Raw genomic sequence first — 14,397 nt, forward strand, 5'->3', positions numbered from 1 at the left:
CGGATGAGCCGCACCGCGATCCTCGAGAGCGTCGACGAGGCCGTCGCCGGCATCGAGGACGGGAGCACGATCCTGGTCGGCGGTTTCGGCCTGGCCGGCATGCCCTTCGACCTCATCGACGGCCTCATCCGGCAGGGCGCGACCGACCTCACGATCGTCAGCAACAACGCCGGCAACGGCGAGGTCGGCCTCGCTGCCCTCCTCAAGGCCGGCCGCGTCCGCAAGGTCGTCTGCTCCTTCCCGCGCCAGTCCGACTCCTACGTCTTCGACGACCTCTACCGTCGCGGCGAGCTCGAGCTCGAGGTTGTCCCGCAGGGCAACCTCGCCGAGCGGATGCGAGCGGCAGGGGCAGGTATCGGCGCCTTCTACAGCCCCACTGCCGTGGGCACCGTGCTCGCGGAGGGCAAGGAGACGCGCACCATCGACGGCCGCGACTACGTGCTCGAGTACCCGATCCGCGGAGACGTGGCCCTGGTCGGCGCGCACCGCGCCGACCGCATGGGCAACCTCGTCTACCGCAAGACGGCCCGCAACTTCGGGCCCGTCATGGCCACCGCGGCAGCCACGACGATCGTGCAGGTCCACGAGATCGTCCCGACCGGCGACCTCGACCCCGAGGCAGTGGTGACGTCGAGCATCTTCGTCGACCGCGTCGTCCGCGTCCCCGCCCGTCGCTACACCGTGCAAGGAGCGCGCTGATGGCGCTGAACCCCGACGAGCTCGCCGCCGTCGTCGCCCGCGACATCCCGGCCCACTCCTACGTCAACCTCGGAATCGGGCAGCCCACCAAGGTCGCCGAGCACCTGGCGCGGGAGGCCGGGATCGTCCTCCACACGGAGAACGGGATGCTCAACATGGGCCCGGCCGCGGTCGGCGACGAGGTGGACCCGGACCTCACGAACGCGGGCAAGGTCCCCGTGACCGAGCTCCCCGGGGCGTCCTATTTCCACCACGCCGACTCCTTCATGATGATGCGGGGCGGCCACCTCGACGTGTGCGTGCTCGGAGCATTCCAGGTCTCGACGGCCGGCGACCTGGCGAACTGGCACACGGGTGCACCTGACGCCATCCCCGCCGTGGGAGGCGCGATGGACCTCGCGATCGGCGCGCGGCAGGTCTTCGTCATGATGACCCTCTTCGACAAGGGGAACCGCCCCAAGCTGGTGCCGGAGTGCACCCTCCCGCTGACGGGTCTCGCGTGTGTCAGCCGGGTCTACACCGACCATGCCGTCTTCGACGTGGGACCACACGGGGCTGTCGTCCGGGAGACGTTCGGGATCACGGTCGCGGAGCTCCGCGAGCGCCTCGACGTGGCACTCAGCGAGGGCTGACCGCGAGGCCGGCCCAGCGGCATACACCGATGTCCGTATGCCGCTGGGCCGGCTCCCGTCTGCAACCCGCCCCACCGACGGACGGGTTCTCAGGCCGACGCGGGGGCCGTCTGGCGCTGGGAGTGCGGCCCGAACAGCTCCGCCTCAACCTCCGGCGGATGGCGCTCGGCCCGTAGAGCCAGTCGACGTAGCTGTAGTCCTCGACGGGGCGGGCGCGCCGGACGTCGTTGCGCCACAGGCGGGCATCGTCCCCGAGGTGCCAGAACTCGCCCCAAGCGCGGGCGGTGGTCAACAGGCGGTGGCAGTGCTCCGGCCGCACCGCGTTGTGGGCGGAGAGCACGGCGTCCCAGTCGAGCCGATCGGCGGCGCCCTGCTGGGCTCGGCGCGGCCAGTGTTTGGCGTCAGGCATGATCGACGACCCGGCCCGGTTCGACGGCGACACCAAAGCTACGGTTGCGATCAACCGCTCCACCCTGCTGTCGCACGGGCATGTCGACCCGCACGGCGTCGCTCTATCCGTAGTGGTAGCGACAGGCAGCGGTCCGGACCTCGTCGTCGACGACTTTGTACACGAGGCGGTGCTCATCGGTGATGCGTCTGGACCAGTAGCCCGCGAAGTCATGCTTGAGCGCTTCCGGCTTGCCGATGCCCTCGTTGCCGTTGCGTTGGATGTCAGCGAGCAGCACCTTGATTCTCTTCAGGACCCTGCGGTCTTGCGCTTGCCACCAGAGATAGTCCTCCCACGCGTTCTCGTCCCAGACGAGCAGCACGTCAGTCGGTCTCGATCAGGTCATGACCTTTACTGCGATCGGCCTCCAGACGCTCCATGGCGTCGAGGAGGCGTCGGGCATTGGCGGGTGAACGCATCAGGTAGGCCGTCTCCCGGAGGGACTCGTAGTCCTCGAGGGAGACGATGACTACGGGCTCATGTCCCGCCCGGGTGATGACGACCTCCTCACGGTCGTTGGCAACCCCGTCGAGTACCTCGGCGTAGCGAGCCCGGGATTCGGTGTAACTCATCGTCTTCATCATCGCCTCCTGTACAGGAAACTGTACGTCCTGAAAGCGGCGCCACGACGACGGCACCGGCGTCCACCATCGACGACGTGCAGGCCTGGACCGCCGACGCAGTCGGTCAGGCCTCCAGCCACGCCCGCGAGTACCGCTACGACCCGGTCGGGCCGCCGCACCGCCCTGGCCTCGACCGTCCACCCGGACGGCGACTGCGACGCCGCCGGCACCACCAACACCACGACCAGCAGAACCGGGTGGGACAGCGCCGACCGTCCCACCACTGGCCGCGACAATGCTGCTTGTATGAGTTGAAGGGCCTCCCCTTACGGGTGGTGGTCGCAGGATGACCGTGGGAGAAGGCTTCGGGTCGCGCCGGTTTCCGGCTGAGTGTTCGGGCGGTAATCGAGTCCTGGGCAGCGGACCGGGAACCCGACGACCTGCTCTTCCCGGCCCCCGAGGGCAGAACCTGATGGCCCTTGACACGGCATCAAATCAGCGGGGACTTCACCGGAAAGATCGGGTATTCGGGCTGCAGCACCAACGCGGGCGCGCATTACGCGATCGGGACGTGGTGGATCAACGTCCACGACACCACCGGCACGGCACGCTTCGTCATCTACGTCGACGGGGAGCCGCACGTCGCGCACACGACGATACTGACGCGCACGGAGGACGCGAAGGCGACCTTCGCGGGGACGGTCGCAACCGGGGCGGGGCCACTCACGGTCACGGTGAAGGGCAGCAGGATAAGCTCGATCCAAACACCGGGCGGGTATAGCGGAACCTGCCCCTAGGCAGGGCGTCCACTGCGAGCGCACACGTCCACACTGGGGCGTGGCGCTCCTACCGGGGCCGCCTTGCTGGTGATCGGGTCGGCCTGCCGACGGCGAGAGGCACCTCCTTGCGGGGCGCCGCGCCTGAGGTCTAACGTGCCTGAGGTGACCGTGACCGCGGTCACGGCAGTTGAGTCGCCGGGGACGTCCCCGCAGGGTCGCCCTCGGGGGAGGGTTTCGATCATGACATCCACCCTGCTCCACCGACTCCTGGCGGAGTCGGTCGGCACCGCGATGCTGGTCCTCGTCGGGGCAGGGTCAGTGGTCGCCACGCTCACCGTGGACGGCGAGGTCGGCTACGCGGGGCTCGGTTTCATCTCCCTCGCCTTCGCCATCATCGTGGCGGTCGTGATCTACGGCTTCGGCCCCGTCTCGGGCGCGCACATCAACCCGGCGGTCACGATCTCGCTGGCCGTGACCCGCAGGTTCCCGTGGGCGGAGGTGCTCCCCTACGTGCTGGCGCAGGTGGTCGGCGGCATCGTGGGAGCGCTGCTGATCGTCGCCGTCTTCGGCACGGACGCCGCGGACCTCGGGCTGGGTGCCACCACGCTGGCTGACGGTGTGCCGTACTGGCAGGGCATCGTCGCCGAGATTCTCGGCACCTTCGTGCTCCTCTACGCAGTGATGGCCCTCGCCGTGGACTCACGCGCCCCCCTCGGCTGGGCGGGTCTGATGATCGGACTTGCGGTCGCTGCCGCGATCTTGCTGATCGCACCGCAGACGGGTGGCTCCTTGAACCCGGCACGCACCTTCGGGCCGTATCTCGGCGTGACCATCTTCGGGGGCGACATACCCTGGTCCGACTTCGGGGTCTACCTGATCGGGCCCGTGGTGGGTGCCGTCGCGGCCGCGCTCGTCTACGACTTCATCGCCCAGACGCGGACCGGTGCACGACCAGCCGAGGAGGAGTCGTTCACCCCGGCTCCCGGTGAGGACGGCTGAACGTCAGGTGCCTCCCCTCCGCTCCGAAGCGGTAAAGAAGGAAGATCCAACAACCCAGAGAAGGGAAACGCCATGGCGGGTAACCGTGTCGTCGTCTACAAGGGTCCGGGCGAGGTGAGCATCGAGTCGGTCGACTACCCGAAGCTCGAGCTTCCCGAGGATGTGGTCAATGGCCTCGGAATCAAGAAGAAGGCTCCGCACGCCGCGATCCTCAAGCTGGTCACCACCAACATCTGCGGCAGCGACCAGCACATGGTGCGTGGACGCACCACGGCGCCCGTCGGCCAGACCCTGGGCCACGAGATCACCGGTGAGGTCGTCGAGGTCGGCGAGGACGTCCTGTTCGTGAAGGAGGGGGACATCTGCTCGGTGCCGTTCAACATCGCGTGCGGGCGGTGCCGGATGTGCAACGAGGGCAAGACGGGCATCTGCCTCAACGTGAACCCTGCGCGAGCCGGGGCGGCTTACGGGTACGTCGACATGGGTGGCTGGCTGGGCGGCCAGGCGGAGTACGTCATGGTGCCATTCGCCGACTTCAACCTGTTGAAGTTCCCCGACCGGGACCAGGCGCTGGCGAAGATCCTCGACCTGACGATGCTCTCCGACATCTTCCCGACGGGCTACCACGGCGCGTACACAGCCGGGGTCACCACGGGATCGACCGTCTACGTCGCGGGCGCCGGCCCGGTCGGACTGGCCGCCGCCTACTCAGCACAGCTCCTCGGGGCCGCCACCGTCATCGTTGGCGACATGAACGCCGAGCGGCTGCGCCAGGCTGAGTCCTTCGGGTGCGCGACGGTGGACCTCAGCACGGGCAACGAGCTGCCCGACATGATCGAGCAGATCCTCGGCGAGCCAGAGGTCGACGCGGCGGTCGACGCAGTCGGCTTCGAGGCCCGCGGCCACGGTGCCGGAGCAGGCGAGGCGCCGGCGACCGTTCTCAACGACATGATGACCGTCGCGCGAGCGGGTGCGTCGCTGGGCGTCCCGGGGCTGTACGTGACCGGTGACCCGGGCGGCGTCGACGAGAGCGCCAAGATCGGCCAGATCGGTGTCCGGCTCGGACTCGGCTGGGCTAAGTCGCACTCCTTCACCACGGGGCAGTGCCCGGTGAAGCGCTACAACCGGCAGCTGATGAACATGATCCTGGCCGACAAGGCCCACATCGCGAAGGCGGTCAACGCGACCAGGATCAGCCTCGACGAGGCCCCGCAGGGCTACCAGGAGTTCGACAAGGGTGCGGCGAAGAAGTACGTGATCGACCCCCACGGGATGGTCAGCGCCTGACCGCGGCCGAGGCGCCGGTCACGCTCTTGCGCGTGAGCGGCGCCTCCCTGTGCGTCAGGATCGGGTGAGACGGGTCGGTGATTTCCTTCCCTCTGCACGGGGCGAGTTTGGTTGAGCATGATGACGATGAGGATGGCGGACCTGCCCACGGTTGATGATGTGGGTGTGGCAGCACGAGCGGACCGGCCGAAGCGGGCCGGTTCACCCAGGAGTAGAAGGACCGGATCCTCGCGGAGTACGACGCCGCCGAGCGAGGCGAGCGGGTCGCGATTCTGCGGCGGGAGGCCCTGTACACCTCGCATCTGGTCGAGTGGCGCCGCTCGGCCGGCGGGTCCGGTGGCCGGGGCGCGGGGTCCGGTGGGCGGGTCCGGTGCGCGCGTTCCCGCAGGATTGAGGTCGCAAACGTCTCGACGGTCAGCTGTCTCGCGGTGGACACCCGCTCTGGGGTGAAGCGGTAGTCACGGCCGACCTCTGAGCACGAAAGTCCGCGGAATATCCACGGAACATATGACCCTTTCCGTCCCAAAATCGCCGCGGCGGCATGAGATGAGCCGTCTGTCGCCTGCCATGAGCATGGGACCGCTCTGAGCGGTCTTTTGCCAGGTTCATGGGACCACCTGGATTGCCAGTCATGGGACCACCCGGCGCGCCTCGCCGGTGGGTCCTCGGCCGGCTCGTTTGATCGCCTCGTCAGCGTCGTCGACGTGGAGGTCAGCGGGCATGGGATTCCGGGAGGTCAGCGTGAGTGAGGTCAGGGAAGTGTTGCGGGGCTGGCTCGACGGGGCCGGGCTACGCACCGTCGCCGAGCGGGCCGGGGTCGACCGCAAGACGGCGCGCCGGTACGTGCAGGCCGCGCAGGAGGCCGGGCTGGACCCGGCGGCGGGCTGGGACGCGCTCGATGACGGGCTGGTCGGTCAGGTCGTGGTCGCGGTCCGCCCGGTCCGCCCGAACGGGCACGGCCGGGCGTGGGAGGCCCTCCTCGCGCATGAGGAGCAGATCCGGGCCTGGGTGGCCGGCGACGGCAAGGACGCCAAGCCTTTGTCGATCGTGAAGATCGAGGAGCTGCTCGCCCGGCAAGGCACGGTCGTGCCGTACCGGACGCTGCACCGGTTCGCGACCGAGCGATGCGGCTACCGCGCCAAGGAGAGCACGGTGCGCGTCAACGACGGCGAGCCGGGCGCCGAGCTGCAGGTCGACTTCGGTCAGATGGGCTACCTGACCGACCAGGACGGGCGGCGCCGGAAGGTGCACGCGTTGATCTTCACCGCGGTCTACTCGCGGCACATGTTCGTCTGGCTGACCCACGCCCAGACGTTGGCCGCGGTGATCGCCGGCTGCGAGGCGGCCTGGGCGTTCTTCGGCGGCGTGTTCAAGGTGATCGTCCCGGACAACCTCAAGCCGGTCGTCACCGACGCGGACGCGGTCAACCCGCGGCTGAGCCAGGGCTGGCTCGACTACGCCCAGCACGCCGGGTTCGTCACCGACCCCGCGCGGGTCCGCCGCCCGAAGGACAAGCCTCGGGTCGAGCGGACGGTGCAGTACGTGCGCGGCAACTTCTGGGCCGGGGAGTCCTTCACCGACCTCGCCGATGCTCAGGTGGCCGCGTCCCGCTGGTGCGCGCAGCGGGCCGGGATGCGGATCCACGGCACCATCCAGGCCCGCCCGATCGAGGTGTTCCTGCAGGCCGAGGCGCCCGTCCTGCTGCCAGCACCGGACGCCTACGACGTGCCGATCTTCGCTCGGGTCAAGGTGCACCGCGACTTCCACGTCGAGGTCGCCAAGTCGCTCTACTCGCTGCCCGAGCAGTACCTCGGCCAGCACCTCGACGTCCGCGCCGACAGCGAGCTGGTCAAGCTGTACCAGCGAGGGGCGCTGGTCAAGACCCACCCGCGCCAGCGGCCCGGCGGGCGGTCCACCGACCCGGCCGACCTGCCCGAGCACCAGGCCTCGTACGCGTTACGGGACCTGGCCCGGCTGATCGGCACCTGCGCCGGGCACGGGGCGAACATCGGCATCTACGCCGAACGGATCCTGGATGACCCGCTGCCCTGGACGCGGATGCGCGCCGTGTACCGCCTCCTCGGCCTCGTCCGCCGCTACGGACCCGACCCGGTCGAGCAAGCCTGCGACCGAGCGCTGCAGCTCGACGTCATCTCCGTCACCAAGATCGCCTCCATGCTCGAACGCGCCACCGAGCACACCACCCCCACCCTGCCCACCGCGACCGCCGCGACCACGACCCGATTCGCCCGCCAGCCAACCGAATTCATGAGCCGAACGACGCGCACTGCCAATAGCTGGACAACCCCGGCCAGTCGAGGGACCGCCCTCGCCATTCATGGGACCACCGTGGCCACCGAGCCAGTCAACGCGGCCACGAATGGGACCACCGCGCTGTCCCTCATCCCCGGAAGCGCCCGCGAGGCCATCGCGCGCGAGGACGCTCCCACCCCCAGGAACCCTCAGAAGGAGAGCACCCGATGAGCACCATCACCAAGCCCGCCCCGAGCCCCCACCCGAGCCCCCACCCGAGCACCGGGCCCATCGACCCGGTCGGGACCGACCTGAGCAGCATCCTGCGCGCCCTGAAACTGTCCGGCCTCAAGGACACCCTGCCCGAACGGCTCGCGCTGGCCCGCCAACAGAAGCTGGGCCACGCCGCGTTCCTGCAGCTGCTGCTGTCTGATGAGGTCGCCCGCCGCGAGTCCCGCTCCGCGATGCTGCGCGCCGCCAAGGCCGGCCTCGACCCGAGCATGCGGATCCAGACCTGGGACGAACACCCCGACCTCAACTACGACCGCACCCTCTGGTCGGACCTGACCTCGCTGCGGTTCACCGAGGCCGGCACCGGCGTCCTGATCCTCGGGCCCGTCGGCGCCGGCAAGACACACCTGGCGACCGCGCTCGGACACGCCGCGATCCGGCGCCGGATGAGCGTGGTGTTCGCCCGCGCCGACAAACTCTTCACCCGGCTACGCGCCGCACGCCTGGACCACACCCTCGAAGCCGAGGTCCGCCGCCTCGCGGCCGTGGACCTGCTCATCGTCGATGACTTCGCACTCCGCGCCCTGGACGCGACCCAGACCAACGACTTCTACGAGCTCGTCGTCGAGCGCCACCGCAAGAAGTCCACCATCTGGGTGTCCAACAGGGAGCCGTCCGAATGGCTCGCCATGACCACCGACGCCCTGCTCGCCCAGTCGGCCATCGACCGGCTCACCTCCGGCGCGCACCACCTGATCATCGAGGGCCCCTCACACCGGCAACGACAGCGCGTCATCCTTGACGAAACAAGCGAGGCCCAGCATGCTCACTGACACCTCCAGGTGGTCCCATGCTCGTGGCAACGAGGTGGTCCCATCACGCTGGCAAGCGACACCGTCCGATGGACCGCATCGTCGCAGGTCAGAGCCCTGACCGCTCAAGTGCCCCCGGCAGGATCCGAACCTGCGACACCCGCTTTAGGAGGTCCACGCCGGCGGGCTCAAGCCCGTGACCTGCGCGAACGCCGAATCCTCTTGCCGTACGGCGAGGCTGGGGACTTCACTGGAGTGCGCTGGCTTCGTGTGGTTGACGGCGCTTTGGCGGTTCTGGCGGAATCTGGGCGGAGTGCCGAGACACCAGTCCGGGCATCGCGGGCATGACCGTCTACACAGTCATATGACTGGAATAACAATCATGAGCTAGCATGGATTCATGCTGTTCGGACAACCATTTGGCGGTGTCATCCCGGGTGTGCGCGGTGCCGTTCTCGCGGTCCTGCTGCGGACGGGCGAGCCGCTGACCGGCAGGCAGGTGCATGGACTGCTCAAGGATGAGCACAGCCTATGGTCGGTGCAGGAGGGCCTGCGAGCCTGGGCCGCGCTCGGGGTCGTGGAGACGGTCACGGTCGGACGCGCGGTGCTGCACTCGGTCAATGAGGGGCACGTGGCCGTGCCGGCGTTGCGGGCCCTGCTGGACCCCATTGCCGCGTTGACCGCGGCGATGGGCGAGCACATCGACTCACACGTCCAGGCTGTAATCCTGTACGGGTCGGTGGCCCGGGGTGAGGCGACGCCCGAGAGCGACGTCGACCTGGCCGTCATCGCCTCGCCCGGATGGGACCAGCGCGTGGAGTTGGAGGAGACGGTTCGGTCCCGGCTCGGCAACGACTGCGACGTCCTGGTGTTCACCGCAGACCGTTTTCGGCACTTGGCCGTGTCCGGGGAGACCGTTGTGGTCGACATCCTCGCTGACGGGATCCCCTTGGTCGGATCCATGCCGCGGGTCAAGCGACGGGTGGGCTGATGGCCAGTTTGGAGCAGCGCAACCATGCGAGGAACTTCTTGAAGAAGTCCCAGGAGTATCTCGCCTCGGCCGAGGACAACCTCGACCTGCACCGGTACACGGTCGCGGCGGGAGACGCGATCCATGCCGGCATCAGCGCCAAGGACGCCATCGTCGTCACCCTCACCGGCGCCACCACCAAGGGCAGGGACCACGCCGCAGCTGCCAAGGAACTTGCCCGGGCGCTGGGACCGCGGACGGACGCGACCGTCGCAGTCCGCGCGCTGCGCGAGCTGATCTCGGCCAAGGCCGACGTCGAGTACGGCACCGAGTTGGTCGACGCGGCCAAGGCAACCGTACTGGTCAAGCGTGCCCGCGACTTGGCCGACTTGGCCGTCCAGATCGTCAAGCTGGGCAGGTGACCACTGCCGCACCCGACAAGAACCGCGGTGTTCGCAGGGAGAATCGGCCGAGCAGCGTCCTGTTCGGATCGCTCGTGGAGCACGGGCGTGGGCGGGCCCTCGCTGGACCATCCGTCCGCGGCTACGCCGATGACAGCAGTGGCCCGCCGAAGGCGTCGGGAGCCACCGTCACCGCGCCAGAGAGCTACATCGAGGCTCGCGTCACCGAGCCCAAAGCACCGGATCCACCCACTGAAGCCAATACGGAAACGGTTGGCGCCTGACTCGGCCCCCGGGGACGCCGGTGAGACGGACGGAGTCGTCCGACTCTGCCGATGGTCGGACGTTCAACATGCCGGGGATCCCGCGCCGTATCGGCGTGGCACGAGCGACCGTCGACGCCGTAGCACTCCGGCGGGACCGGACGCCGGGTGAAACTCAGAACCGCTTCTGGCTCAGGCAGCCCCGAGGAAGCTGACCGCGGCGGGTACGAACTCGTGGTGGTACTGGAAAATGCCGCCGTGCCCGGAGTCGGGGTAGATGATCAGCGTCGAGTCCTGGACAGGACGCTGGGCACCATGCGGTCGTGGTCGCCGTTGGCGATGAGCGTCGGTTGGGTGATCCTCGACAGGTCGGCGGGAGTCGACCGACCGTAGGCGCGGATGGCCTTCAGCTGGGTGCGGAAGGCACGGATCGAGACGTCGCGGTCGCGGTCGGGGGTGCGCTCCTCCAGGCGGCGGATGAAGGCTTTGGCCGCCTGCTTGCCGGTCGCGTTGCGATTGAAGAACAGGAACTCCTTCGGGTCCGCGGGGTCAGCGTGGCGCGGACGATGTCGTAGTACGTCGTCCGCGCGACCTTGTCCATATCCTTGCCACCCTTCGGGCCGGTGCCGGTGAGCACGAGCCTGCGGACCAGGTCGGGATGCTCGAGCACGAGCGCTTGGGCGATCATCCCGCCGAAGGAGAACGCGAAGATGTCGACCTGCTCGTAACCGAGCGCCCGGATGAACGTGACGGCATCGGCAGCCATTGCCTCGACCGTGTCGGGCACCGTGCCCGTCGACCCGCCGACCCACGGTTGTCGAACGCGATGACGTGGCGCCACTGCGCGATCGCATCGACGATCCGTGGGTCCCAGTTGTCGAGGTTGGCAGCCAGGTGGACGAAGAACACGACCGGCACGCCGCGGCCCACGGGGCCGAGCTCGCGGTAGGCGTAGGTGACGCCGCCGACGGCTATCGACCGGTTCGGAGCGTCTCGGTAGGCGGTGAGTGGAGGTGCCCCATCGGAGCCATCGCGGGTCGTCGTCATGGTCTCGGTCCTCATCCGCGGCGCGCTGGAGGGGCGCCATCCCAGGTGGTGTCGGACGCCGGGTGTCGGCCTCGGGTCATTGCATTACGACCGTACTGCTATGGTGGTCGCAGACGCAAGGGCGAAGGAGTGACAACAGATGGCGAGGTACGGCGCCGAGCACAAGCAGGCGACGAGACGGCGGATGATCGAGACGGCGGGTCGCCGTTTCAAGAGAAACGGCATCGACGGTTCTGGGATCGCGACCCTGGTGGCCGACGCCGGTCTGACCAACGGCGCGTTCTACGGTCACTTCTCGTCGAAGGACGACTTGGTCGCCGCCGTCGTCACCGACCAGCTCGACGCCCAGGTCGCCCGGCTCGACGCGCTCCCGGCTGGATCCCGGGTGGAGGCGTTCATCCGCGACTACCTCTCCGCCGCTCACCGCGACGACCCGGCCACCGGCTGCCCCTCCGCGGCACTCCTGGACGAGATCGGCCGCTGCGACAGTGCCACCCGGCAGGCCTACACCGCGGGAGTCCGTTCGGTCATCTCTGCCATCGCCCGACACCTCGATGACGGCGACGACCACACCTCGGCCGCCGAGGAACGGGCCATCGCTCTGGTGGGACTGCTCGTCGGATCCCTGCAGCTGGCGCGCGCCCTTGAGGATGGCGAGCTGTCCGACCGCGTGCTGGCCGCTGCCCACACCAACGCCCTGCAGCTGGCGCGCGCCGGCCGGCGCCCCACCAATGGCAGGGAGTCAGCATGAAGGCCTTCGTCGTCGACCACTACGGGCGCGACGGTCTGCGCGAGGCCGACGTGGCGACGCCGTCGGTCGGCCCCCGCGACGTTCTGGTCGATGTACGCGCGGCAAGCGTCAACCCACTCGACCTGATGGTGCGGAATGGGGAGTTCAAGCAGCTCCTCAGCTACCCGCGACCGTTCATCCTTGGCCACGACGTCGCGGGCACCGTCACCGAGGTCGGCCCCGACGTCCGCTCTTTCACAGTCGGGGACGAGATCTGGGCCCGGCCCCGCGACCACCGCATCGGCACCTTCGCCCAGTCCATCGCCATCGACGCCGCGGACATCGCACTCAAGCCCGCCTCGCTCTCCTTCGCCGAGGCCGCCGCCGTCCCACTCGTGGCGCTCGCGGCCTGGCAGGCACTCGTCGACGTCGCTCAGGTCCGCCCAGGACAGCGGGTCCTCGTGCACGCCGGAGCCGGCGGCCTCGGGTCGACCGTCATCCAGCTCGCCCACTTCCTCGGCGCGCACGTCGCGACCACCGCGCGCGGAACCGACGTCGAGATGCTCACCGGCCTCGGCGCCGACGAGGTCGTCGACTTCACCACCACCGACTTCGCCGACGTGCTCCGCGACTACGACGTCGTCCTCGACTCCCTCGGGACCGACAGCCTGAACAAGTCGATGACAGTGGTCAAGCCCGGCGGCCTGGTGATCAGCGTGGCCGGCCCACCCGACCCCGCCTTCGCCACCCAGCTCGGCAAGCCCCTGTTCAAGCCGGTAATGGCGCTCCTCAGCCGCAAGGTCCGCCGCAGAGCCCGCCGACTCGGCGTGCGCTACTCATTCCTCTTCATGCACGCCGACGGCACCCAGCTGGCGACCCTGGCCCGGCTCTACGAAGCCGGAGACCTCCGCCCGGTCCTCGACCGCACCTTCTCCTTCGACCAGACCCTCGAGGCCATCGCCTACGTCGACCAGGGCAAGGCGCACGGCAAGGTCGTCGTCACCCACTGACCGCCGCCAGGTTCACGCATCCAACTGCGAGCCTTCAGATGGCGGTGCCGTTAGAACGGTCGCATCCCTCAGGAGACACGTCCGCGCGACCTCGAAGGCGCCTGCAGGTACGCAGCATCTCTAGGCTGCCTTCGCCGGCAGCTCACCTCGACGCCCGGATTTGCCGCGCCCCGTGAGTTGACCACTGTGCCGTTCTTCTATGGCTGAGAGTGGCAAGTTCCCGTTTCAGATGTGCCGGGTGCCGGTCGCGGTCGACATGTCGCCGAACGTCACCGATCGGCGCAGACGAGAACGGCGGTAGGGAACCACGATCTCTAGGGCCGGTCCGTCGAGGTGCTCGACCTCAACACGCACTGCGTCCTGACCCCCAGCCAACCGAACGTCCGAGGCGAACGCTGCCGCCACGATCGCCGCTCGCTGTCCAGCCGCAGCGGCGTACAGCCGTTCAAGCACGACCGTTGACTCTGGCCGCTCCCCAAGGTCGTCATCGCCATTCGCGAATAGGTTCGCGCTACCGCCTGAATCTGCCAGCGTCGCACCGACTGGGAAGAACTCGCCGTTCTTACCGAGGAGGTGCCCAGCTAGATCAAGGACGCATCCGAAACACTCCTCGATGTCGTCCTGGACAGCCACTGGAACGTCGTCTCGCCATGATTGCGCCACGACCGAATGATGCCATGGGCGACGTCCGCCTTTGCCGCTGTCAGTGCTCTCCGAACCTCTGTTGCGCGGCTTGCCGCGTGATGTCGAGCGCGGCACCAATGACGGTCCAGGAGTCGCCCGCCTGACGGGCGGCGCGGACCGCGTCGCGCAGCTCCTGCTCCGCGACCGCGAGACCGTTCTTTGCCGCAAGGATGCGGCGGAAGGACGCGGCGTCGCGCGCCGGGTGAGTGGAGGGGTCGAGGTGGTCCAAGCCAGTGCGGTCGTGGTTGGTCTTCAGGTTTGCCATGTCATTCACCTCATCTCAGATAGTCGAAGAACTTCGGTCGGAGCCTGTCGGCGTGGATTATGCGGGTGGGCTGACCGGCAGGCACCGCGACCAGTTCCAGCATTCGGCCGTGTTGGTCAGGGCCGATCACGAGGAGGCGGTCCTCGCCGTCGTATTCATATTCCACGAGCCGGATGGCGTTGGTCCATGCGTGCTCGATGTCGGCGGTGTCGATCCCGTGCTTTAGCGCCGAGCGCACAACCTCCACGACGTCAACTTTACGTTGACATCGCGCCCATCGTCAACCTTTGCTTGACGCGCGCCCATGCCGCAGACCGTGAATTC

Annotated in this window: 16 protein-coding genes and 1 pseudogene; 11 read left to right on the forward strand and 6 right to left on the reverse strand. The window is 68.5% G+C overall.

Annotated features, from left to right (window positions below):
• Positions 1 to 3: 3 nt before the first annotated feature.
• Entirely contained in the window at positions 4 to 699 is a 696-nt protein-coding gene (locus INTCA_RS04275; protein WP_013491702.1) for a 3-oxoacid CoA-transferase subunit A, read from the forward strand.
• A complete protein-coding gene (locus tag INTCA_RS04280) occupies positions 699 to 1,331 on the forward strand; it encodes a 3-oxoacid CoA-transferase subunit B (RefSeq protein WP_013491703.1) in 633 nt (210 codons plus the stop codon). The genes INTCA_RS04275 and INTCA_RS04280 overlap by 1 nt, the downstream gene beginning before the upstream one ends.
• A 512-nt stretch (positions 1,332 to 1,843) precedes the next feature.
• Here the strand turns inward: INTCA_RS04280 and INTCA_RS04290 are convergent.
• Together INTCA_RS04290 and INTCA_RS04295 are read right to left on the reverse strand one after the other, a co-directional pair.
• Entirely contained in the window at positions 1,844 to 2,101 is a 258-nt protein-coding gene (locus INTCA_RS04290; RefSeq protein WP_013491704.1) for a Txe/YoeB family addiction module toxin, read from the reverse strand.
• Position 2,102: 1 nt separating this feature from the next.
• The gene (locus INTCA_RS04295) at positions 2,103 to 2,360 is read right to left on the reverse strand and encodes a type II toxin-antitoxin system Phd/YefM family antitoxin (RefSeq protein WP_013491705.1); all 258 of its coding nucleotides are present in this window, start codon (positions 2,358 to 2,360) and stop codon (positions 2,103 to 2,105) included.
• Positions 2,361 to 2,821: 461 nt separating this feature from the next.
• Here INTCA_RS04295 and INTCA_RS04300 point away from each other — a divergent pair, with 461 nt between their 5' ends.
• From INTCA_RS04300 to INTCA_RS04330, 7 genes are all read left to right on the forward strand, one after another.
• A complete protein-coding gene (locus INTCA_RS04300; RefSeq protein ID WP_013491706.1) occupies positions 2,822 to 3,139 on the forward strand; it encodes a hypothetical protein in 318 nt (105 codons plus the stop codon).
• A gap of 222 nt (positions 3,140 to 3,361) precedes the next feature.
• Entirely contained in the window at positions 3,362 to 4,120 is a 759-nt protein-coding gene (locus tag INTCA_RS04305; protein WP_013491707.1) for an MIP/aquaporin family protein, read from the forward strand.
• Positions 4,121 to 4,192: 72 nt separating this feature from the next.
• Entirely contained in the window at positions 4,193 to 5,407 is a 1,215-nt protein-coding gene (fdhA, locus tag INTCA_RS04310) for a formaldehyde dehydrogenase, glutathione-independent (protein WP_013491708.1), read from the forward strand.
• 741 nt (positions 5,408 to 6,148) lie between these two features.
• Positions 6,149 to 7,891: an IS21 family transposase gene (gene istA / locus INTCA_RS04315; RefSeq protein WP_244859868.1), complete on the forward strand. Its 1,743-nt coding sequence runs from the start codon at positions 6,149 to 6,151 to the stop codon at positions 7,889 to 7,891.
• Complete coding sequence (locus INTCA_RS04320) at positions 7,888 to 8,724, forward strand: ATP-binding protein (protein WP_013491710.1); 837 nt, start codon at positions 7,888 to 7,890, stop codon at positions 8,722 to 8,724. The genes istA and INTCA_RS04320 overlap by 4 nt, the downstream gene beginning before the upstream one ends.
• Positions 8,725 to 9,103: 379 nt before the next feature.
• Positions 9,104 to 9,694 (forward strand): nucleotidyltransferase family protein, encoded by a 591-nt coding sequence (locus INTCA_RS04325; RefSeq protein ID WP_013491711.1) that lies wholly within the window; start codon positions 9,104 to 9,106, stop codon positions 9,692 to 9,694.
• Positions 9,694 to 10,095, forward strand: coding sequence for a hypothetical protein (locus INTCA_RS04330; RefSeq protein WP_013491712.1), 402 nt, complete (start codon positions 9,694 to 9,696; stop codon positions 10,093 to 10,095). The genes INTCA_RS04325 and INTCA_RS04330 overlap by 1 nt, the downstream gene beginning before the upstream one ends.
• A 434-nt stretch (positions 10,096 to 10,529) precedes the next feature.
• On the opposite strand, the pseudogene INTCA_RS04335 reads toward INTCA_RS04330, so the two are convergent.
• Positions 10,530 to 11,384: pseudogene (locus INTCA_RS04335) on the reverse strand (alpha/beta fold hydrolase).
• A 139-nt stretch (positions 11,385 to 11,523) separates the two neighbouring features.
• Here INTCA_RS04335 and INTCA_RS04340 point away from each other — a divergent pair.
• A complete protein-coding gene (locus INTCA_RS04340) occupies positions 11,524 to 12,135 on the forward strand; it encodes a TetR/AcrR family transcriptional regulator (RefSeq protein WP_013491713.1) in 612 nt (203 codons plus the stop codon).
• Positions 12,132 to 13,124, forward strand: coding sequence for an NADP-dependent oxidoreductase (locus INTCA_RS04345; RefSeq protein WP_013491714.1), 993 nt, complete (start codon positions 12,132 to 12,134; stop codon positions 13,122 to 13,124). The genes INTCA_RS04340 and INTCA_RS04345 overlap by 4 nt, the downstream gene beginning before the upstream one ends.
• 225 nt (positions 13,125 to 13,349) lie before the next feature.
• Here INTCA_RS04345 and INTCA_RS04350 read toward each other — a convergent pair whose 3' ends face one another.
• The 3 genes from INTCA_RS04350 to INTCA_RS04360 form a co-directional block, all read right to left on the reverse strand.
• Positions 13,350 to 13,757, reverse strand: coding sequence for a hypothetical protein (locus tag INTCA_RS04350; protein WP_041307261.1), 408 nt, complete (start codon positions 13,755 to 13,757; stop codon positions 13,350 to 13,352).
• 70 nt (positions 13,758 to 13,827) lie between these two features.
• A complete protein-coding gene (locus tag INTCA_RS04355; protein WP_013491716.1) occupies positions 13,828 to 14,073 on the reverse strand; it encodes a hypothetical protein in 246 nt (81 codons plus the stop codon).
• Positions 14,074 to 14,083: 10 nt separating this feature from the next.
• Positions 14,084 to 14,320 carry a BrnT family toxin gene (locus INTCA_RS04360; RefSeq protein WP_013491717.1) on the reverse strand — a complete coding sequence of 79 codons (237 nt, stop codon included), beginning with the start codon at positions 14,318 to 14,320 and terminating at the stop codon, positions 14,084 to 14,086.
• Between the last annotated feature and the right edge of the window lie 77 nt (positions 14,321 to 14,397).

The sequence above is a fragment of the Intrasporangium calvum DSM 43043 genome, from assembly GCF_000184685.1.
GTDB lineage: Bacteria > Actinomycetota > Actinomycetes > Actinomycetales > Dermatophilaceae > Intrasporangium > Intrasporangium calvum.